The organism is Pseudoalteromonas sp. SR41-4 (assembly GCF_014163985.1).
In the GTDB taxonomy this organism is placed as follows: domain Bacteria; phylum Pseudomonadota; class Gammaproteobacteria; order Enterobacterales; family Alteromonadaceae; genus Pseudoalteromonas; species Pseudoalteromonas rhizosphaerae.
Window position 1 is genome coordinate 1 of the sequence record NZ_JACJEI010000021.1, and the last position, 21446, is coordinate 21446.

Below are 21446 nucleotides of genomic sequence, written 5' to 3' on the forward strand. Positions count from 1 at the left end.
TAAATCAATAGCAACTAAATTACAATGTGCCATGTATGGACTCCTAATTTGGTAAAAGATTCTCTGCAGTTTCTTTATACCGTACTCTCCCGTTAATGGGGAGGAGTCCATACATCTGCTACGAAGGTCGATTATTTAAATTTCAGCGGTAGTGCATTTTACAGCTTCTCTGTGTTAGCCCGCCAACTTAACTCTTTCTAACTCATCGAATGAGGCGAATAATAATTTCAACGCCAGCATGTGATTAAAGTGCAAAAGGTCGCTCTAAGTAAACGCCGAGTTAGGTTAGGCTTATTGTCACGTAAAGCATGATCTAAGGGTTAACTCGTTACTGTAACTTGACTTGGGGAAGATAATCGCCTTGCTCTAAACCTTTAAAGTAAGCTTTGTAACGGCCATTTTGCTTAAACTGTAATAAGTACTGATTAAAGGTGTTAAGCAGTTTTTCACTTTCGCTGCTATTTTTTGGAAATAGTAAGAAGCTTTTATTAATTAACAGGGGTTTGGGGTGGTGGCTAATAACATTAACAAGATCGGGTAGTTGGTGTTTGAGGGTAAAGTAGCCAACACTTTGCTCTTCAGCAAAGGCGTCGATACGCCCTAGTGCTAAACGGCGGAAGTTTTGCTCGGTATTACCTACCCGCGACATTTCAAAAGAGCCTTCGGCAAGGGCTTTATCAAACTCTGGACCATAACTATAGCCAAGCCCACCACCGAGTAATAGGCCTTTTAAATCTGCAATATTTTGCCAATCAAAATGGCGCTGCTTTTGATAAAAAAACACAAATCGTTCACTGAGCACTGGTTCGCTATATAAGTAAGCCGTTGCTCTTTCGTCACTGAACATCCATACCGCAGTAGCGGCATATTTGTTATTTTCGGTATCGTGATATGCACGTGACCAAGGTAAAAATGTAAAGTTAACGGTAATGCCTGCTTCAGCAAATATATCGCGAATTAAATGCGCTACTACGCCTTGGTATGGCAGCGATTCACTGAGAAAAGGCGGCCATTCACCTGCGCTAAGTTGAATTGTCGTTGAGTCAATACTTTGCGCTGTCGGTACTGCTTTAGTGGCGTTACTTACACACAACAGTAGTAACAGACTAGCGTTGCATATATTACGTAATCGTTTAGCTGTTCGCATTGTGTAATTTAGCATTTATGATCATGGTAAAAATATCTGCATTGGTTATAAATTCCTCATTTATGATACTACAGTAGCGATCACGCAAAAGCGAATTAGTTAATAAACTTGTGTGCGGCTTATATGAGTTGTCTGATGAGTGAAACCTGGTTGTGGTGTGAAGCAAAGTAAACAACGCTGACAACGGCGCTTTAATCGCAGAGTTTGGCTGCGCAAATTAATTACCGAGCGGTACAATTTCACCTTGTAAGCAGGGCTGCTCTGCGATTGCTTGCTGAATATTGGTGATCAGCTTATTGGCGGTGGCTGATGGCGTGCGAGTATGCGCCCACATGGCGTAAATTGGGCGAGCGGGTAGCGGTATGTTTTGCGCTACATAAGCAAACTGTTGCTTGGCGTTTAAGCTGGCAATTTCGCTCATCGGCAATAAGCCAGCTCCCACACCCGATTGCACTAGCTGGCGTGCAATGGTTATGTCGTAGCAATAGGTGATATTCTCAAAACAGCTCTTTAATTCGCTGAGCAGCGCTGCTGAAAGTTGTTTATCGGTGTAGGGCAAAATTAGGCGATTATGCGGTGCCGTTTGTATTTTAGTAATTACCGCTGTGGCAATTGAGCCGAGCCGCTTTTGATAAAAGCTTGAATCTTGTTGTTCGCCAATTCGTATCGCTAAATTAAAGCGCTGTTGGCTAAGCTGACTGTTTAAGTTATTTGGATAAATATGCAAATTGAGCTGAGCGTGTGATGTTTGAAACGCACTAATTGCGCTCATTAGTGGCCCGGCAATCAGGTTTTGTGGGCATAGTAGATAAAATTCTTCGTTGATATTTTGTTTACTTATTACCTGCTCAACCTGACTCGAAAGTGTTAAAACAGAGTTCGCGAGCGAGTCATAAATATGCTGCCCCGCGCTGGTGAGTAAAATTCCTCTTGCACTGCGCTGTAATAGTGGCGTGCCTAACTTTTGTTCAAATGCTTGGATGCGTCGCGATAAGGTCGATAAATTTAAATTAAGCTCTGTTGCTGTTTGGCTCATGCTTTTGCGCCGCGCAACTTCGGTAAATAAATACAGGTCGTCTAGCATGTTATTTTCTCAATCTTAGTTTGCATTTTGGTCACTATTTTAACGGCTGCTATCAAAATATAGTAGTAGGGCATAGACGCAACTATGAAAATTCATTTTACATTTATCAAGTTGATATGGCTTTTTATGTTGTTTTTGTTCGGAGTATGGGCAACTTATTTAAATTTAGCTTTAACCCTAACGTTTTATGATTGCCGGTTCAATGCATTGAATGCATTTCTTTGAAAGTAGTGAGATTTTATGATTAATATAGTAGCTAAAATTACCCCAAAGACAGCGTTGTTCGCTGAGTGTAAACGTAAATTACAAGCGATTGTGGCACCCACTTTAGCTGAAGCAGGCTGTATTCGCTTTGAGTTATACACGGGTGATAATCAAACATGCTTATTTTTGGTTGAGCGGTTTGTATCGCAACAAGCACTTGATGAGCATTATCAACAAGCTTATACAAAACAAGTTTTTACATTTTATGAGAGTGCATTAGCGAAAGCCGTGGAAATAAATAACTTAGCTGAAATCTGAAAAATAGGCGCTTTATGTTGCTGGGAATAACGGCATAAAGCTCCCATAGCTTATAACATATTTAGTATCTGCTTAGCTTTTATACGAGTTAAGCATGCCGCCATTGGTTGCTTTTTAAATTGCTTAGCTGAAACGGTTTGCTCTTTCCCCATATATTGATTATGCAGGGTTTGCACACTGACTTTACAGGTCACTTTATGATCATTTTCAACATAACGTAATTCGACTCTTTGCGCTTTGTTGATTAAGTTTTTGTATGGGTAGCCTTCATCGGTATCAAGTTTTATTGTGGTGTTAGCTTGCGCTTGGTTGCTAAAGCTAATTAATGTAATAACTAATATAATTAAATATTTCATTGTGTTAACTCTTCATTTTGCTTGGTTGGTAATATAAGTATTGCCTGATGTAGAAAAGCTGACAAACGATTAAAAATTGCTTATGCTTTAGTTTTTCTTAATTGTGAATGGCTATGACTCTACCCCCATTAAAAAGTCTCTGGTATTTCAAGCATGCGGCTGAATTGGGTAGCTTTAAGTTGGCTGCGGAACAATTATTTGTTAGCCAAGCCGCGGTGAGCCAACAGATCAGGTTGTTAGAAGCTCATTTAGGATGTCGGTTATTTAAGCGGCAAACTCGATTTGTAGAACTAACACGCCAAGGCGAACAATTGCTCCCGGCTATCTTGCAAGGGTTTAGTCATTTTCAATCTGGGATTAATTCGTTAAGCCAAGATACAAATCCACATAGTTTAAATTTATCGGTTTTACCTTCGTTTGCCAGTGGTTGGTTATTGCAACATATTAATGATTTTCAACGTCACCATCCTGGCATTCATTTACGTATTGATCCTAGCGATCAACATGCAAATTTTGCCTCTGGTCAGGTTGATTTAGGCATTCGTTTTGGGTTAGGGCAATATCCCGAGTTACACAGTGAGTTGGTCGCTGATGACAGTTTGTTACTGGCTTATAAACCAGGGTTGCTTACCCCACAATTACCTTTAAGAGCGCAATTATTACAACAGCAGTTAATTATGGATGTTTGCCCTGATGCAGAGCGTGGTTGGCAAACATTAGCGGCTGAATTAAACATTAGTACTACAGCAATGCCGGTATTTTTAGAAATCGATAACGCAGCCTTGGTGATCCAAGCGACGTTGGCGGGTCAAGGAATTGCGTTAGTGAGGCGACGTTTAATTGAGTCCCATATCAAATTCGGGCAGTTAGAAGTTTACCCAAATTTTGAATATAACTGCCACTATAAATATTATTTAGTGGGCCCTAAGGAGCATTTTAATTGGCCAAAGGTAATCGCTTTTCAAGCTTGGTTATTATCTAGATTTCAGCAAGATGATGACGCACTTAAACAATGTTTAAAGTAACATAGCGTTGAGATTGACTAACTTTCTAACTTTCTAACTTCATAACTTTCTTTAACTGGCTATCTAACACATTTAAATTAAAAGGTTTTACAATAAAGCCTGACACTTTCGCGGAGATAATTTCTTTGATTGCTGTGGAGCTGTCTTCGCAGGTGATCATTAACACCGGGATTTCGGCTAACTCTTGGTCATCACGAATACGATTGAGTAAAGTTTTGCCATCCATTTTTGGCATATGCAAGTCGGTGATAACTAAATCATAGCCTTGGTTTTGTAATAAACTTAATGCTTGTATTCCATCAGTCGCTTCAACAATATCGTGATAATTTAGTTTTCTTAACATATTTATTAATACATGGCGCATCAAAGGCATATCGTCAACGACGAGGATTTTCATAAAGTTAAATTGTCCATAATATGCAAATTACCTTAAGGTTAGTTAACAAAGTCTTACTCTGCCACAAAACACTGGGCAACTAGCTGACTAAGTCGCGCTATTTTTATATTGCTAAGTTGGCGGTAATCAAAGTATGGACACACAATCAACTTGTTTACTTTATCGATAGCAAATTCTTCATCTAACCACTGTAATTGGCACTGTAAGTGTCCTTGCTGCAGCAGCACTTTAGCATAGGTGCGTCCGGCAATAATATGCAAGGTATTATTGTTATTTAAAACCGGAGGGCTAAAAAGTAAGGCAGTTTGACTATTAAGCTGCAGCAGTTGTTCATCACGATAGTGTTGCCAAGTCGGGGCGAGTTTGGCGAATTGGTAATACTCGCTAGGCAGTGCAAATAACACTTTAGCATATACATTAAATACTTTACGCCAGCCATTACCACAGGCTTGGTTGATGCTGGCAATTTGTCCATCCACACATGAAGTCACTGTACTTAGGTTGGTGTACTGTGGCATCGGTGGTACATTCGCTACATACACAGCGACTGTAAAAGCTGGGTCACCAAAGCCTATATTACTTGCAGCCTTACTCATTTATTTTTAGCTAGAATGCGGTCTAGATTATTAGCAAAGTTTTGACGATCACTTTGGCTAAGCGGTGGCGGTCCGCCGTTCATTTCAACGCCACTTGAACGCATAGTATCCATAAAATCGCGCACATTTAGTAACGAGCGAATATTTTCACTGGTATACAGTTCGCCGCGAGGATTTAGCGCTTGGCCGCCATTATCGATTACTTCTGATGCTAGCGGAATATCACCGGTGATCACTAAATCATTGGCTGCAATACGTTTGACTATTTCGTCATCAGCCACATCAAATCCTGATGAGACCTGCAACCGGCTAATGTATTTTGAAGGCGGAATACGCATTGCATGATTAGCGACTAAAATTGTTTCAGTTTGCGTACGCTCTGCGGCACGAAACAAAATTTCTTTGATCACCACCGGACAGGCGTCAGCATCAACCCATATCTTCATTGTTAACTTCTAATAGTTAGTAAAAAAATGATCCTAACCTAAGGCTTTTAGAACAACTAGTATTAAGTGAACTTTTTATGCTTTACTGCGTTGGTGGCCTAATTAACTATCAAGGAATCAACGATGAAAAATCAATTATTTATCACTCTTACTCTGTTCGTCAGTAGTTTACTGCTTGGCTGTACTGGCATGCCCGATAAGGTTGCACCAGTGAGTCCTTTTTCCATCGAACAGTACCAAGGTAAGTGGTATGAAATAGCCCGATTAGATCACTCTTTTGAGCGGGGTTTAGATAATATAACAGCGAATTATACAATTAACGATGATGGCTCTGTAACTGTGCTAAACCGTGGTTTTAATAGCGAGGAAAACAAATGGAGTGAGGCTCAAGGTACTGCGAAATTTGTTGATAGCAATGATGTTGGTCATTTAAAAGTATCGTTTTTTGGTCCTTTTTACAGCTCTTATATTGTATTTAAGTTAGACCAACAAAATTACCAATATGCGTACGTATCTGGCTACAATAACGATTATTTGTGGCTATTATCGCGTACCCCCACAGTGAGTGAGCAACGCTTAGCTGACTTTAAAGTGCTTGCGCAGCAAAAAGGCTTTGATACTGACAACCTGATTATGGTTAAACAGAACAGTACACCATGACTGTAAATCCCCTTTACAGTGTATCGATGGCACTAAAGAGTGCCATTTTTTAGCTTTTAACAATTCATACGCTTTTTAGTCAATACAACTAGGAATATGTAATTCATTAGTCAAAGTTACGTCCCTAAAACATCATTTATATGTAAGAGAACTGAAACAACTTCTGGTCACACTTATTCTTGAAATTTTTCTAACAATAATCAGGCTCGGTTGAAACTTTTAACAGGCCAATTTCAAGGAGTAAGTAATGAAGCGTGTAGCATTATCTTTAATTGCTGGAGCCGTCACTTTAGCATTAACAGCGTGTAACGGAGACGACGGAAAACAGGGCGAGACCGGTTCACCAGGTCCTGTCGGTGAAGCTGGTGTAGATGGCAGCAACGGTGTGAATGGTTCGGATGGAGCTAACGGCACGAATGGCAGCGATGGCACAAATGGTGTTGATGGTGCTAATGGTGTTGATGGAAAAAATGGTGGCAGTGGCTTAACACGGTTAGCGACTGTGCCAGCGGGGGCTGAAGTCACAGGTATTTTTTTAAGTAATGGCGGTGACTTGTTTTTCAACGTTCAGCATCCGTCAGACACGAATACGGCAAAAGATTCAGTTAATGGTAAAGTTATTGATCGAGGCACTGTTGGCGTATTACGTGGGGTAAACTTTAATAATTTACCGCGTAATATTATCAATTCGCCAGTACCAGAAAGTGAGTTTGAACGCCAAACTGTGATTGCAGCGCTTGGTGAATATCAAATTCTTGGTCAAACCGGTGATACTTATGCTGAGTTAGGTGACAGTGGTCTGGCTGGTGGTTTAGGTGTGCACTACGGTATTAATAATAATCAAAAAATCATCGAAAATAATAATCCAGATTTTAATGGTTTTATTGCTGCAGGCGAAAACGAAGGCTACCTCTTTACTAACTGGGAATCTTACCCTGGTGGCGTAAGCCGATTAAAAATGTCAAAAAGTGCAGAAGGTGCTTGGTCTGTGACCGATGCTATGATGATCAACTTTGACGCAGTGAAGGGGACGGCTGCTAACTGTTTTGGGTCAGTTTCTCCGTGGGGCACCCCGCTAACTTCAGAAGAGTGGATCGTTAATTCAACGGTTAACTCAACCACAGATGCATCATGGAATGATCCGAGTGATACAGGTACAGATGGTATCGAAGCACTTGTTGCTCCTGATTTCCCAAATCCTTACCGTTATGGTTATATCGCGGAAATTCAAAAACCAATGACCGATGCGCCAGAAGTGGTAAAGCATTACACCATTGGTCGTTATGAGCATGAAAACTCGGTAGTTATGCCAGATCGTCGTACCGTATATTCATCACAAGATGATACCGGTGGGGTATTATTTAAATTTATTGCCGACCAACCAGAAGATTTATCCGCAGGTACTTTATATGGTGCAAAACTAACCCAAGATGCCGGCTTAAACGAGCCAACTGTCACTGGTTTTGATGTGCAGTGGGTTGAGCTTGCCAGTGGCAGCAATGTTGATATTGAAACCTGGATTGCACAATACGATGGTATTAATACCAGCGATTATGTTGCCGGTAAAACAAGTTATATGTCACTGGCTGATGTACAAGCATGGGCAGATGGTAAAGCGACATACCCTAGCGAGGCCGAAGGTGGTAGCCCTGTTACAGCAGGCAAACCGATGGATAACCGTGCAGCATTTTTAGAGTCTCGCCAAGCGGCTAAAATGAAAGGTGCTACCGCCGAATGGCGTAAGCTTGAAGGTATTAGCATCAATCATGATCGTGTACTCGAAGCGATCACTGGGCAAGATGTTATTGCAAATGAAGTTGTTACAAAAGCGTACATGTATATCGGTATTTCAGATCTCGATAACACCATGGTTGATGACGAAGGCGATATTCAACTATCAAGACGAGTAAAAGACTGCGGTGGTGTATACCGTGCGCACATTGATACAAGTTACAGCTTAACTCGCATTGAACCGGTGATTATGGGCGGTACATATCGTTCAAGCCTGACTGGCGCTGAGCGTTGTGATGTTGAACAACTTTCACAACCAGACAATGTGATTGTTATGCGTGATGGTCGTATCATTATTGGTGAAGATGGCTTCCAAGAAAACAATACGTTGTGGATGTACGATCCACAGTCTAAGTAATTTAAGCGTTAGATAAAGCGTTTTTAGGTGGGTAAACCCTGTGTTTACCCATTTTTTAGAAAAAAATAGAGTCATAAAAATGAAGTATTTAACCCCCTTTATATTACTGAACGTTGTTTTACTCACTGGGTGTTTTGATAATGAGATGCCAATGAGCGACGTTACGTATGTTCAACAAACCTCATCATCTACCTCACTATATTCAGCGCCTTATAAAGAGGGCGATGATATTCCCGCGCTTGCGTATATGCAATATGATGAAGAATATAATCCGGAATCGGTTATTCCACCGCAGTGTTATACCAAAACCCAGGGCAAAAATAATCCTTGTTATGCCTGCCATCAAACAGACAAGCAAGATAAAAATCGCCCAAATACAATGAATGATGGGCATTTACAAGGTGTGTACGAGTTTTCAGATCTTGGACTTAAAAACCACTGGAAGAATCTTTTCATTGATAGAACCGATTTAATTGCGGGTATTTCAGACGATCAAATCAATAGTTGGGTAAACCAAGATAATTACGGCAGCTTTATTAAAAAACTCAAAGCTAATCCTGATTGGCAAGGAGAAATAGCTGAAGTTAAAAATTTAGCTTATCCAGCTCAGGCATTTGATGAAAAAGGTTTTGCTAAATATGGCAGCCATTGGGTTGCCTTTAACTATAAACCTTTTCCAAGTACTTTTTGGCCAACCAACGGTTCAACCGGTGATGTAATGATCCGCCTTGGAAAAGAATTTCGTGAGCGTGACGGCATCTACAATCAGGATGTTTATATCGCTAACTTAAGTCTGGTTGAAATGGCGATAAAAGATTTAGCGCAGATAAGTACACCAGATATTTCAGAGCGGCGTATTGGTCAGGATCTAAATAACGATGGCAGGTTATCGGCATTGGTAAGTAATATAACTAAGCAGCCCAATTATGTAGGGGATGCAAAAGACATAGAGTTAAGTTATCAGTTATACCCACAAGATACTGAGTTTTTACATACGGTACGTTACATTGGTGTCGATGAGGATGGTCAAGTCTACAATGCACCACGCATGAAAGAAGTCCGCTACATGAAAAAGCATCGCTTTAAATCTAAGCAATTACTGGCCTCCTCGTATTATAAAGAAGCGAAAGAAAAGCACTTTGAAAATCTGCCACAAACTCGTTATCTAGGCGATAAAGGCATAAACAATATGTTTGGTTGGACTATAAACGGTTATATCGAAGATGCTCAAGGTGATCTGAGGCCTCAACATAAACAAGAGCTGGCATTTTGTAATGGCTGTCATAAAACGGTGGGATCAACTTATGATCAAAGCTTTTCATTTCCGCGAAAAGTACAAGGGCGTGATGGCTGGGGTTATATTGATTTAAAAGCCATGACCGATGTACCAAATAAAGGTGAGCAGCAAGGGGAGTTTTTAACTTATTTTGAACGTGTTGGTGGCGGGGATGAATTTCGTCAAAATCAAGAAATGCTCATGCGTTGGTTTAATCAAGATGGCACTGTGAATAAGCAAAGAGTGAAGCAGGCAAAAAATTTATATGAGTTAATTACGCCCTCTAAAGAACGCGCAACTAAGCTTAATAAAGCCTACTTTACGATCATGAAAGAGCAGAGCTACTTATTTGGCCGCGATGCAACACTATTAAAAGCTAAAAATGTACTGCAAACAGTTGACGACTCACAAGCACCACTTGAAGAACAAAACCGTTATGTGTGGGACATGCAATTAGATTGGTCTACTGCTACACAGTAATAGGTTTGATATGTTTTATATTAAAAAGTAATTACTAGGTAATAAATATGACACATTAGAGGGATATCATATTCCACATAGATTGATTGGCAATAGCTTCAATCAAGCTATTTGTGATATGAGTATCCCCCTACTATTTATAACCAAATCATTTGGATATAGGCAAACTAAGTTAGTTTGCCTTTTTTTTTGCTCAGATCATATTTTTACTAACTAAGCTTAAAAAACAGTTAAAAACAGCCCACTGAGCATTACAACGGTGATATTTAAAGCAGTCATTATTTTTACCCAAGATGCTTTGAAGCTATAAAAAATCATTAATATTAAGACACTTAGTGCCATGTAACCACAAAATAGTAAAGCGCCGTAGCCGTTATGTTGTACAACACTCAGTACTAAGCTTAGTAAAATACTGATCCAAGCAGCGATCAAAAACTGTTTACTGAGTTTGTCGCTAGGGCGGGTTTTAAATACATCACGGTAATGATTAAATTTAGCCAAAGCAAAACAATTAAATGCCAGTAAACATAGGCTCAATTGCAGTAATTCATGCATTATGGTTGCTCCTGTAACTTAGTTTTTGCTGAACGGCGCGCCCGTTGTTGCGGTGTTTTAGCCGGAGTGTGAGTTGGTATTTTTTTGGCCTGAATTACAAATAAGGCTGCAAATATTAAGCACATTAAATCAAAACTAAACAACGCCCATTGACCGTTTAGCAAGTAGCTTATTAGATTGCCATTGGTGGTAAGAGCATTAATAACAGGCACGCTGAGACAGGCGATACCGTTTATCCACGCGAGTAAAATCCACTGCGGCCTTGCGCGTTTAAATAGCGCAAACAAAGCAACGGCTAGCCAAGTCACAAAGAATGCAAGTATTTCTTTATCAGCGCGCTCAGGGGTTGTCATAGGCAGTAACCGGTTGGCAATAAAAAATGCGCAGGTTGCAAGTGGTAAGCCCATTAATGTGGCAAGGTTTAACCCTTCTACCAACTTTAAGCCAATTGTAGCAGGTTGGTCTTTTTTCATGCGTTCGCGAATACGCTTAGCCCACATAATACAGCCAGTTGCTATCATTACACAGCCAGCTACGCCGCATAAAAAGTATAACCAGCGTAATAATGGGTTAGCTAAACGGCCTGTGTGTAGGGCTGTTAGCGAGTCATAGAACACTTCAGTATTGGTTAATTGGGCAGCAGTTTTAGCTATTAAGCTGCCATCTACACCGTTAAATAATAAGGTGGGTGTTTGGTCGCGAACTAGGCTAGCGGTATCTGCACGGACTGTAATTGTGGCTGAGGCTTTATTTGGATCACGAATTGATATTTGTGTTAAGTCAGCATCAGGCCAGTTAGTATAAACTTGATCTAAAATAGTATCGATGGCTATTAATGGGGCGCTATCTGGGCTAGTTTTGGTGCGCACATTAGTGGGTGACACATCGTTAAATAAACCACGAATACCATCTTCGTATGCGGTCATTGCTGGATAGGGGAATAACATAAATATTAGCGTGATTAGGCCTGTATAGGTGATCATAATATGAAAAGGTAACGCCAATACTGACGATACATTATGACCATCTAACCAACTGCGGCTGCCTTTATTGGCACGAAAGCTAAACATATCTTTAAAAATACGTTTGTGGATCACCACCCCAGATATCAGCGCTACCAACATAAATAAGCTCGCAAAGCAGACAATCCAACGGGCTGTGCGTACATCAATGTAATGTAGGTCAAAATGCAGTCGATAAAAAAAGTTACCACCTCTGGTGTCTCTTGTTTGTGCTATTTCGTCGCCTGTTTGTGGGTTGATATTGTGCTCTTGCCAACCACCAAAACGCTTCCCTTCAGGACGAGGCTTTTCATAAGCATAGTTAAGCTGCGGTTTTCGCTCTGTGGGCAAGTAAATTCCCCAACGCGTAGACTCCGGGCCTGCATTTTGTAGGTAATTAATACCACTGATAATTTGGCTACGCTGTTGCGCTACACGCTGTTCAGACGCTTGTACATTGTGCAGTGCTGGTTGATTCCATAGCGTTATTTCGTCCCGAAAAAAACTCACCGTGCCGGCAAAAAATATTAAATAGAGTAGCCAGCATACTAATAATCCAACCCAAGTATGCATCCAGGTCATGGAGCGGAAAAAACTCTCTTTCATAGCCAACCCTTTAGTAATGATAAGATCAGAGCACACCCTGAAGTAGTTAGTAAAATAGTGATCCATATTTTAGGTAATGACTTAACTGCAAACACCCAAATAAACACGCAGCTGTACACTAAAATAGTCAGGCTGATACTAAGCAGTACAGCATCTGATTTTTTCAGCGGTAAAATAATACTCAGTAACGCGGTAAACACGGCAGTAAAGGTATAACCACCAACAATGGCGGCAAAAAAGCGTGAGATAACAGCAAAACGGTAAGCATGGGCTTGATAAGCTTGGCTTAATTTAGATCTTATAGAGAGTGTTTGGCTGTTTTTGATAGATTGAGCGTGCATGATGATCCCTCAAAGTCCCAAATGGGGGCGAATAAAGGGGGTATTATATATTCTAGATACAGAAAAGATAGTGATTCGTATTTTCTTTGTTGTTTGTCGCGACGACAGCGCAATAATACTCAGTATATTTACTTAGTAAAATGATGATCTGCTTTTATCATTTGCTGTTTTAATTGAAAAGTTCGCAAATTTTTCAACTGCTTGTATGCTTAGTGATTGGAAGGCTATAAGCCGTTACATTAATTTTTTAGGGAGTACTATGTCAGCACACAAAAAACTTAATTATGTTGAATTTGCCGCAGCAGATTTAATCGTCACTAAGGCATTTTTTAGTGCGGTTTTTGATTGGCAGTTTATTGATTATGGCCCCGAATATACGTCATTTAGTGCTGATACAGCTGGGCTTGATGGCGGTTTTTATCAAGCACCACTTAGCTCATTAACGCAACATGGCGCAGCTTTATTAGTATTTTATAGCGAGGATATTGCGCAAACACAGGCTAAAGTAGAGCAACATGGCGGGAGTATTATAAAACCAATTTTTGATTTTCCAGGGGGCTGCCGATTCCATTTTACCGAGCCCAGTGGCAATGAATTTGCAGTGTGGTCAGAACATAATTGAACGCAAAAATAGATCATAATTTTACTAACTCAAGGAAAGAAATTGAATGACAGATTTGAGTTGCGAAGAAATTAAAGCATTTGTACCAGCAAAAGATTTTGCGCTTAGTTGTGCGTTTTATCAGCATATGGGCTTTCAAGTCGCGTGGGAAACCCCAGATATGGCGTACTTTTACCACGGAGACTGTAGTTTTTTACTGCAAAATTTTTATAATCCAGAGCACGCTAAAAATTTTATGATGCACTTATTAGTTGCAGATGTGACAGCATGGCATGATAAATTAACAAGTGCGGGGTTGGCGCAAAAATATAATATAAAAATTACTGAGCCAAGCTTGCAAGCGTGGCAAATGATTGATTTTGTTATTTATGATCCAAGTGGTGTGCTGTGGCGAATAGGGCAAAGCAGTGATGATGGCTAGCACCTTGTTAAAGCAAGTTAGTCAATGCGTGATCTGTGAATCTGAGCTGGCGCTTGGGGCACGTCCGGTGCTGCAATTTAATCCCAGTGCGCGTATTTTAATTGCAGGGCAAGCGCCGGGGCTTAAAGTACACCAAAGTGGCATTCCATTTGATGATGCCAGTGGTAAGCGGCTGCGCGAGTGGTTAGGGCTTAAGCCATGCGATTTTTATGATGCAACTAAGGTTGCTATTTTGCCGATGGGCTTTTGTTATCCAGGTAAAGGTAAGTCAGGCGATTTAGCGCCGCGTAAAGAATGCGCACCTGCATGGCGTTCCCAGCTTTTAGCGGCACTGCCCAATATTAAGTTAACCATAGTGCTGGGTAAATATGCCCAAGCGTACCATTTACCACACACAAAACATTTACCCCTCACTGAGTTAGTAAAATCATGGCGTGAGTATTGGCCAGATGTTTTGCCATTGCCGCACCCGAGTCCGCGTAATAATATTTGGCTAACTAAAAACCCTTGGTTTGAGCGTGATGTGGTGCCACAGTTGGCGCAAACTATTCAAGCAATTTTGCAATGTGAGGATGATTAGTTTGATGATCAATACCCAATTTGAGCAGCATGGTTTTTTTCATGTAAAAGGTTTTTACACTGAACGTGAACTTGTGCATGAGCGCGAAGTGATCAATTGTTTTCATCAGCAATGGATCGCAGATAATCAACAGTTTTATCAAACCAAGGCGGTTAATAGTGCCTATTTAACTGCAAATACCTATTTAGATGAGGCCCAGCGCTTAGTATTATTTAAGTTTATTGCCAGCCATAAGTTAATGGCTCAAGTTGATTCGATACTTGAATCAGCGGCCTTTATGAATACCCAGTTGTTTTTTAATCCGGTTAATCCTGAGCAAGAAAATTATTGGCATCGTGATATGCAATACCATTTAAGCTTGGCGGAGCAGCAAGCTGCGCTATCGGGTCCTGAAGTGATACATTGTCGGGTTGCGCTTGAGGATGAGCCAGGTATTGAGTTAGTACCAGGTACCCATCGACGTTGGGATACCCCTGATGAGCTGGCAACTCGGTTGGCTATTGATCACAACAACACCAGCGATGATTTAGCCACCGGCCATGTGATAGAAATGCAAGCAGGGGATTTATTAATTTTCTCGGCAAATATGATCCACCGTGGTTTATACGGTAAAGACCGCTTAGCGCTGGATATTCTTTTTGGTGAGCCACAGCCCCATGTACTGCATTTTGTTCAGGATATCTGTCTGCCTACTCCAGCGATGCTTTCGACATTAGAAGATGCCAGTGCCTTTGCGGTTACTTTGGCACACCAAGAATAACCGCGCTACATAGACCTGCCTAAAAACCACATGGGCTACTGTAATAATCTCGAAAGATAAACAGGTCTGAGCTACATTTCGCTGTTACTTAACAGCGCCAGTAGTTGATCTTTAGACATTTGCCCAGCATCACCACTGCCGGCGAGTACTTTATCTGCGAGTGCTTGTTTATGTTCGTGCAATTGCAGGATTTTTTCTTCAATGGTATTTTGTGCTATCAGTCGGTACACAGTAACGGGGCGTGTTTGCCCTAGGCGATGCGCGCGATCTGATGCTTGTTGTTCAACCGCGGGATTCCACCACGGATCGAGATGCAGTACATAATCAGCTGCCGTTAAATTAAGCCCCGTGCCGCCTGCTTTTAAGCTGATCAAAAACAGTGGTGCATGACCTGCTTGAAATTTATCAACTTGTTGTTTGCGTTTGTTAGTACTCATGCTGCCGTCAAGATAACAATAATCGATGCCGCGTTTTTGTAAGCGCTTTTCAACCAGTTTTAACACATCGACAAATTGGCTGAAGATCAGCGCTTGGTGGTTGTTTTCTAGTAATTCTTCAATAATCGCTTCTGCAGTGTCGAGTTTACTCGATGGCAACTTACTATTTTCCAGTAACAACTGCGGGGCAATACAAGCGCGGCGTAATTTAGTTAATGACGCCAAGATAGTAATGTATTGGCTGTCTTCCTGATTTGCTTGTTCAAGTGCGTTTAAACGAGTTGCTTCGTACAGTGCTTGCTCTTTTTCACTTAATGCGAAGGTTAAGTTTATTTCGGTTTTTTCTGGTAACTCGGTCAATACCGTTTGTTTGGTTCGACGCAGGATAAATGGAGCAATGAGGGTTTTCAGGGTATCGGCTTGTTGTTGGTTTTTATCGGCGTTACCAAAGCGCTTTTTAAATACTGGCAGGGTATGTAAAAAGCCTGGCATTAAAAAGTTAAACAAGCTCCACAGTTCACCTAAATGGTTTTCGATTGGCGTGCCTGACAGGGCAATTTTAAATTGACCATTGAGTGCAAATGCGGCTTTAGCTCTTAAACTCAAGGGGTTTTTAATTGCTTGTGCTTCGTCAAAGACAATATTAGCAAAAGAAAATTGCGCCAGTTGTTCACCAATTAGTGGCAGTAAACCATAACTGACGATCACTAAATCGTGTTTACCAGCCGTTGCCAGAATATCAGCGCATGCAGTGGCATTTTCAATGATTTTTACATGCAAAGCCGGCGCGAATCGCTCGGTTTCAACTTGCCAGTTATGACACACAGATTTTGGCGCAACCACTACACTGGCACCTAAACTACTGCGCATTTGTAACACGGTTAAGGTTTGTAAGGTTTTACCCAGCCCCATGTCATCGGCTAAACAAGCATTGAGTCCCCAGTTGGCCAGTTGCATTAGCCATTTAACCCCGACTACTTGATAGTCTCGTAAAATATGGACTAAATGTGCAGGTAAGGTAGGGTCGATAGTTTGCTCAAATTTAGCTAAACGCGTTTTCCAGCTGTCACCAAATGTGACATCACCTAAGTCGGCAATGCTTTGGTGTAAAGGCAATGCACGCGCGTTGGCAATCCGTAGTTCATCACTTGGGTTGTGCTTATCAATATTTTGCATCCCTTCTAAGCGATTTAATAAGTTAGTTAAACGCTGATCCAATAATAATGAATTGCCTTCCGAAAACTCTAAAATGCTGCCACGGCGCGGGGCTTTAAGCAGGGTTTGTAATTCGTATATTTGGCCGCTAGGGAGTGAGATTTTACCACTGACGCTTAACCAATCGTTATCATCATTTAAGTTAAGAGAAAGGTGCTGGCTTTTGGCAACTTTCATGCCTTGGCTCGTTTCGTCCCAACTTAATACCAGAGACTGTGCTTTTTGCGCAGCTTCAAGTAACTCAATTGCTTGGCTAATATCTTCAGGTAAATAAAACTGCTGTTGAATTTGATTATGTTGCGGTGATTGCCGATCAGCAAATAATCCGGCCATATTTTTCAGTAAATTTCTAAACGCTTTTTGCTCTGCTTTTAAATCACGTTTAATAACAATGCTGTCGGTTTGATCATCATCAGTATGTGCGAGTGTCAAAGCACCAATGCCGGGCTCAACCCAAGGGCCATCTACGCCATTTGGCATGGCATAAAAGTTAATGTTGATACCTAATTGGGTAAGAGCGATCACTGCGGCAAATTCACACAAGCCTTGGCGTACGTTGTTGATATGAGCAAACTCGGTACGCTGGCTGCTAATATGATGCTCGTTAGCCAGTACTTGTAATGCTGCATTTAGTTGTGGCAGTTTTTCTTCGGTTAAATTATTGGGTTGTTGCTCAAATAATTGCAGTAATTTGAGCTGTTTGTCATTAATGGCGAATACTTGGTAACAATTTGCGTGACTGTGGATAAGTAAAAAGTCACAGTCCGGATCGCTGATACTCGGTTGCATTACCAGGCGATAGCAATCATTGCTGTCTTGTGCAATTTCAATGACAAACTCGCCTTTGATCAGCGTAAGTGGCTGTCCATTGTGATCTTCAAGCCCTTTAAACCCTATTAATGCTTGTAATACCGCGGCCGTTGCGTGTATCTCGTGATAACCAAAACCGGCATGGTTGTTGAGCACTTGTACTAAGTTATGATCGGCGCTGGTTAATGCATCTTGATACTGGTTATAAGCAAGTTCTTGGGCGTTTACTTTACGACCTTTGGTCCATTCGCCTTTGGCATTGAGTTGCTGTACTTTGGCTTGTATGAGCGGTAAATCTAAATGGGTTAAATCCAGTTGCCATATAATTCGTTGCTGCGCAGTGGGCGTATCAATTTGGCTAATATCATTAAGCCAACGCTGCCATTGTGGGACGCGGGTAAAGTGCTGTAATAAACCAGTATTGGGTAATGGTGTGTCATCGCTAAGCCAATTAACTAAGTGCTGGCATTGCTCAGCTAACCAGTGTTGATGCGCATTAATTGCGCTATTGAGCTGTTCTAACAGTTCAGTATCACCCCTTAGATGATTTACCTGTTCGTCTGTGGCGTTTTTAATAATTGCCAGTAATAAGCAAAATAATGGCGCTAATGCATTCGGGTTACCAAGTAGATGACTTAAGCTGTTGCTTAAACGATGGTTTTGATAGTTAGCTAAATCCTCTTCCAGCAAATAATCAATCGCTTGGCTTGGGTGGCTTAATTCCCCAAGATTTTTTTGATACCATTTTCGACAGGTATTTAGTTGTTTAATATCTGCTGCGGTTGCACTGATAAATAGGCATATAGTGTAAAGTAATCCGGTGATCTCGGTCGGATAGATGCCTTTGCCAAAGTTTTTTCTAAACGCTGTTAAAGCGCTTTTATACTGTATCAAAGCAATATCAATAAACTCACCCTTGATGGCATTGGTATTTGCTTCATAAAAAGTGGCTAAAACACGGTCTCTTTTATCATCTAGCAATTCAGCAAAATTATCTTCTTGTAATAATATGGCTAAATTCTCATTCAGATAAATACGTTTTCTCAGCTCTGTTGTTGGGAGCGCTTTGGCAATCAGAGTCGGCCATGCACGCTCACTGGTGAGATTGAAAAATTGACCGCGGATAAAGTTATCTAAGCAAAGCTGTTGCCATTGCTCAGGTAGGCATTGCCACAGTTGCTCGCTGTATGGTGATTGCGCGAGCAAATTAACAAAGCCGCTATCAAGCTCAAGTGATAAATCACCAGGGAGCGGTTTTTTTCCGCTTTTTGCGCGGTCAAGATCATTAAATAGCAGGTGCAGAAAGTGCACTGCTTTATCGTGGTAATAATAGCTTTTTGTAGCTTCGGTTAAGAAAGCATGCAATAAAACTGGCTGATGTTTTATCGCATTAATAGCTACATAAGCAACTGCGCTAACTGATATACGAAAGTTTGGTCCGTAGGGGAGCTTCCAAATTAAATCTTTAGATTCGAGTTGTTTAGTGTATTTAGCGACTTCAGCTTGAGAAAATGAATAGCCATTTTTAATGTGACTATAAAGACGTTTAGTGAGCTGCTGAACAGAGTTCTCATAGCCATGCGATGAGCCACTTATTATCAGTGCAAGTAATACACACAGTTGTTTTTGGTCGTTATCAGTTGTGGCGGGCGGCAAAGTACTTAATGGCATAAAATCAATAATTAAAGTCGCTAATGATTGCAGCCAGTATAAGTTTCAGCTGGGGGAGTTACAACCAATAAAAAAGCGACCCAAAGGTCGCTTTTTTATAAAAACCTATTGCACTTTGGCAAACAGTTTTTGTAGTTGCGGCATATATTCTTTAATTAGTTTTAAATTACTTTCGCTAACAACCGGCGCACCTGTATTAGCAGCATTAGCTGAGTTACCAAGTGTGCCCATCATTGAACTAGCGCTGTTATTTTTCGAGCCGCCCATACTTTGCAAACCGCCCATTAACTGATTTACTTTATCTTTGTTTTCTGGCGATAAATTACCTTTGATGTTTTCAAGGTAAGCCATTGAGACTTCAGAACCCACAGTAATTAGTTGTTCAGGGGTGAAACCATATTTATTGGTAAGGGCTGCAAACTCTTTGTATAAATCATTATCTTTGATTGTACCAAGGGCGCCTAATGCCATTGCAGTCGAGCCCCCTTCAGAGCCACCTAACATACTACCCAAATCCATGCTTTTTAATGAATCTTGACTTTGTGACCAATCAACAACCGCGGGTAATGCTTTCATATAGCCTTGTAAATCTTTTTCTGTGATATCTGCCGCAAGGCTTGAAAAACTCATTGCTAACAAACTAAGAGATAAAATTATTTTTTTCATGTTGAGCACCTTTATTCAATTGTTAGTTGCATTAAAGACTATTAATTAGATAACCGCTATAAATTAAAGAGGGTTTTAGTCTGTTAACATCAGATGATATACTACATTTTTGCCTGATGTAGCTGAACCTCATGTTAATTATTTCAAATACCGTAACAATCGATGAATGGGAAGTCGAGCTGTCAGCTATTCGTTCACAAGGAGCGGGTGGTCAAAATGTTAATAAAGTGGCCAGTGCGATCCACCTTCGCTTTGATATTAATCGCTCAAAGTTACCAGAGTTTTATAAAGAGCGGTTGTTGGCGTTCAATGATAGTCGAATCACTAAAGAAGGTGTGATTGTTCTCAAAGCACAAAGTCATCGAACTCAAGAGCTAAACAGGGAAGATGCGTTAAAGCGACTAAAACAGCTTATTTTATCAGCCACTAAGGTTGAACGTGCTCGTCGTGCTACTAAGCCAACACGTAATTCACAGCGCAGACGCATGGATAAGAAAACCAAACATGGTAATACCAAAGCGCTGCGCGGCAGTGTTAAAGTTTAATTTATAAGTTTGGTTTAAGCACCTCAAATAACGCGTTAATATGATCGTCTCTATCATTAAGCGCAGCTATATAACGGTATTTTTCACCGCCAGCTTGTTCAAAAATCTCTCGGTTTTCACCTTCTAATTCTTCAAGTGTCTCAAGGCAATCAGCGCTAAATGCAGGGCTGATAATAGCCACGTCTTTAATCCCTTCGCTTGGTAAGCTCTCAAGGGTTGCATCTGTGTAAGGTTTTAACCACTCAGCTTTACCAAAACGGCTTTGGAAAGTGGTGATCACTTTGTCTTTGTCTAGGCCTAGCTTTTCTACCACTAAACGGGTGGTTTGTTGGCACAGGCAGTGATAGGGATCGCCATTATCTAAAAACTGTTTAGGCATACCGTGGTACGAAAACACCATTTTTTGTGGCATACCGTGTTTTTCTAAATCTTCGCTAATGCTGTTAGCGAGTGACTCTAGGTAGGTTGGGTTTTTGTGATACCCATTTATAAAGTGAAGCTCTGGCACCCAGCGCCATTTTTTTAATACATTCGCCACGGCATCAAATGTTGAGCCTGTCGTTGGGCTTGAATATTGTGGGTAAAGTGGCAACACAATAATGCGGGTTAAGCCTTTATCTCTGAGCTCTTCAAGGCCCGCTTCGATTGATGGATTACCGTAGCGCATCGCCATAACCACTTCGGTATTGGTATAGCCATGCTGTTTTAATAAGGCATTTAATTTAAGGCTTTGCTGGCGTGTAATATGGGTCAGTGGCGAGCCATTTTCAGTCCAGATACTTTTATATAGTTTAGCTGAGCGTTTTGGGCGAATACGCAAAATGATGCCATGCAGGATGATCATCCACACAATACGCGGTATTTCTACGATACGAGGATCTGACAAAAACTCACGTAAGTAAATACGCAATGCACTTGCTGTTGGGGCATCGGGGCTGCCTAAGTTGGTCAGTAAAATCCCTGTTTTTTGATTAAAACGCTGATCATGAGGGTTATCGGTAACGGCTGAAAATCGCGACACGCAATGCTCCTAAAGCAAAATAGACGGTTATGGAATATATGCTATTAATATTAATAG

22 protein-coding genes are annotated in these 21446 nt (G+C 40.9%); 10 read left to right on the top strand and 12 right to left on the bottom strand.

Annotation, left to right across the window (positions count from 1 at the left end):
• Positions 1-328: 328 nt before the first annotated feature.
• Positions 329-1162 carry an ABC transporter substrate-binding protein gene (locus H5180_RS15780; protein ID WP_259399581.1) on the bottom strand — a complete coding sequence of 278 codons (834 nt, stop codon included), beginning with the start codon at positions 1160-1162 and terminating at the stop codon, positions 329-331.
• Positions 1163-1364: 202 nt separating this feature from the next.
• On the bottom strand, positions 1365-2231 hold the full coding sequence (locus H5180_RS15785) for a LysR family transcriptional regulator (protein WP_182758581.1): 867 nt from the start codon (positions 2229-2231) through the stop codon (positions 1365-1367).
• A 240-nt stretch (positions 2232-2471) separates the two neighbouring features.
• On the opposite strand from H5180_RS15785, the gene H5180_RS15790 reads away from it, so the two are divergent.
• The gene (locus H5180_RS15790; protein ID WP_145239884.1) at positions 2472-2753 is read left to right on the top strand and encodes a putative quinol monooxygenase; all 282 of its coding nucleotides are present in this window, start codon (positions 2472-2474) and stop codon (positions 2751-2753) included.
• Positions 2754-2803: 50 nt separating this feature from the next.
• Here the strand turns inward: H5180_RS15790 and H5180_RS15795 are convergent, their stop codons facing one another.
• Positions 2804-3109, bottom strand: coding sequence for a hypothetical protein (locus H5180_RS15795; RefSeq protein WP_182758583.1), 306 nt, complete (start codon positions 3107-3109; stop codon positions 2804-2806).
• 113 nt (positions 3110-3222) lie between these two features.
• On the opposite strand from H5180_RS15795, the gene H5180_RS15800 reads away from it, so the two are divergent.
• The gene (locus tag H5180_RS15800; RefSeq protein ID WP_149981972.1) at positions 3223-4134 is read left to right on the top strand and encodes a LysR substrate-binding domain-containing protein; all 912 of its coding nucleotides are present in this window, start codon (positions 3223-3225) and stop codon (positions 4132-4134) included.
• Positions 4135-4159: 25 nt separating this feature from the next.
• On the opposite strand, the gene H5180_RS15805 is transcribed toward H5180_RS15800, so the two are convergent.
• Genes H5180_RS15805 through H5180_RS15815 form a run of 3 tightly spaced genes read right to left on the bottom strand, consistent with a single transcriptional unit; the run spans position 4160 to position 5573 of the window.
• Entirely contained in the window at positions 4160-4531 is a 372-nt protein-coding gene (locus H5180_RS15805; protein WP_182758585.1) for a response regulator, read from the bottom strand.
• A gap of 53 nt (positions 4532-4584) precedes the next feature.
• Positions 4585-5127, bottom strand: a complete 543-nt coding sequence (locus tag H5180_RS15810; protein ID WP_182758587.1) for a DUF6942 family protein — start codon at positions 5125-5127, stop codon at positions 4585-4587.
• Positions 5124-5573: a YaiI/YqxD family protein gene (locus H5180_RS15815; RefSeq protein WP_145239874.1), complete on the bottom strand. Its 450-nt coding sequence runs from the start codon at positions 5571-5573 to the stop codon at positions 5124-5126. Before H5180_RS15815 ends, H5180_RS15810 begins: the two co-directional genes overlap by 4 nt.
• Before the next feature lie 123 nt (positions 5574-5696).
• Here H5180_RS15815 and H5180_RS15820 point away from each other — a divergent pair, with 123 nt between their 5' ends.
• From H5180_RS15820 to H5180_RS15830, 3 genes are all read left to right on the top strand, one after another.
• Entirely contained in the window at positions 5697-6233 is a 537-nt protein-coding gene (locus H5180_RS15820) for a lipocalin family protein (RefSeq protein WP_182758588.1), read from the top strand.
• Positions 6234-6480: 247 nt separating this feature from the next.
• On the top strand, positions 6481-8382 hold the full coding sequence (locus H5180_RS15825; protein ID WP_182758589.1) for an alkaline phosphatase PhoX: 1902 nt from the start codon (positions 6481-6483) through the stop codon (positions 8380-8382).
• Positions 8383-8461: 79 nt separating this feature from the next.
• Entirely contained in the window at positions 8462-10138 is a 1677-nt protein-coding gene (locus H5180_RS15830; RefSeq protein ID WP_182758590.1) for a hypothetical protein, read from the top strand.
• Between the two features lie 219 nt (positions 10139-10357).
• On the opposite strand, the gene H5180_RS15835 is transcribed toward H5180_RS15830, so the two are convergent.
• From H5180_RS15835 to H5180_RS15845, 3 genes are read right to left on the bottom strand one after another with little or no spacing between them, the layout of a single operon-like run.
• Complete coding sequence (locus tag H5180_RS15835; RefSeq protein ID WP_145239865.1) at positions 10358-10693, bottom strand: DUF3325 domain-containing protein; 336 nt, start codon at positions 10691-10693, stop codon at positions 10358-10360.
• Positions 10693-12300, bottom strand: coding sequence for a PepSY domain-containing protein (locus H5180_RS15840; RefSeq protein ID WP_182758591.1), 1608 nt, complete (start codon positions 12298-12300; stop codon positions 10693-10695). The genes H5180_RS15835 and H5180_RS15840 overlap by 1 nt, the downstream gene beginning before the upstream one ends.
• Entirely contained in the window at positions 12297-12641 is a 345-nt protein-coding gene (locus tag H5180_RS15845) for a hypothetical protein (protein ID WP_145239861.1), read from the bottom strand. The genes H5180_RS15840 and H5180_RS15845 overlap by 4 nt, the downstream gene beginning before the upstream one ends.
• A 259-nt stretch (positions 12642-12900) precedes the next feature.
• Between H5180_RS15845 and H5180_RS15850 the strand changes: the two genes are divergently transcribed.
• Genes H5180_RS15850 through H5180_RS15865 form a run of 4 tightly spaced genes read left to right on the top strand, consistent with a single transcriptional unit; the run spans position 12901 to position 15024 of the window.
• Positions 12901-13263, top strand: coding sequence for a VOC family protein (locus H5180_RS15850; protein ID WP_182758592.1), 363 nt, complete (start codon positions 12901-12903; stop codon positions 13261-13263).
• Between the two features lie 46 nt (positions 13264-13309).
• Positions 13310-13684: a VOC family protein gene (locus H5180_RS15855; RefSeq protein WP_145239857.1), complete on the top strand. Its 375-nt coding sequence runs from the start codon at positions 13310-13312 to the stop codon at positions 13682-13684.
• Entirely contained in the window at positions 13674-14264 is a 591-nt protein-coding gene (locus H5180_RS15860) for a uracil-DNA glycosylase family protein (protein WP_145239855.1), read from the top strand. The genes H5180_RS15855 and H5180_RS15860 overlap by 11 nt, the downstream gene beginning before the upstream one ends.
• A gap of 4 nt (positions 14265-14268) precedes the next feature.
• Positions 14269-15024: a phytanoyl-CoA dioxygenase family protein gene (locus H5180_RS15865; RefSeq protein ID WP_145239853.1), complete on the top strand. Its 756-nt coding sequence runs from the start codon at positions 14269-14271 to the stop codon at positions 15022-15024.
• A gap of 71 nt (positions 15025-15095) precedes the next feature.
• Here H5180_RS15865 and H5180_RS15870 read toward each other — a convergent pair whose 3' ends face one another.
• Positions 15096-19157, bottom strand: coding sequence for a DEAD/DEAH box helicase (locus tag H5180_RS15870; protein WP_145239851.1), 4062 nt, complete (start codon positions 19155-19157; stop codon positions 15096-15098).
• A 105-nt stretch (positions 19158-19262) separates the two neighbouring features.
• A complete protein-coding gene (locus tag H5180_RS15875) occupies positions 19263-19823 on the bottom strand; it encodes a short-chain dehydrogenase (RefSeq protein WP_182735312.1) in 561 nt (186 codons plus the stop codon).
• Positions 19824-19954: 131 nt separating this feature from the next.
• Here H5180_RS15875 and arfB point away from each other — a divergent pair, with 131 nt between their 5' ends.
• A complete protein-coding gene (gene arfB, locus H5180_RS15880) occupies positions 19955-20368 on the top strand; it encodes an alternative ribosome rescue aminoacyl-tRNA hydrolase ArfB (protein ID WP_145239847.1) in 414 nt (137 codons plus the stop codon).
• Between the two features lies 1 nt (position 20369).
• Here the strand turns inward: arfB and hemH are convergent, their stop codons facing one another.
• Positions 20370-21389, bottom strand: a complete 1020-nt coding sequence (hemH, locus tag H5180_RS15885) for a ferrochelatase (RefSeq protein ID WP_145239845.1) — start codon at positions 21387-21389, stop codon at positions 20370-20372.
• Between the last annotated feature and the right edge of the window lie 57 nt (positions 21390-21446).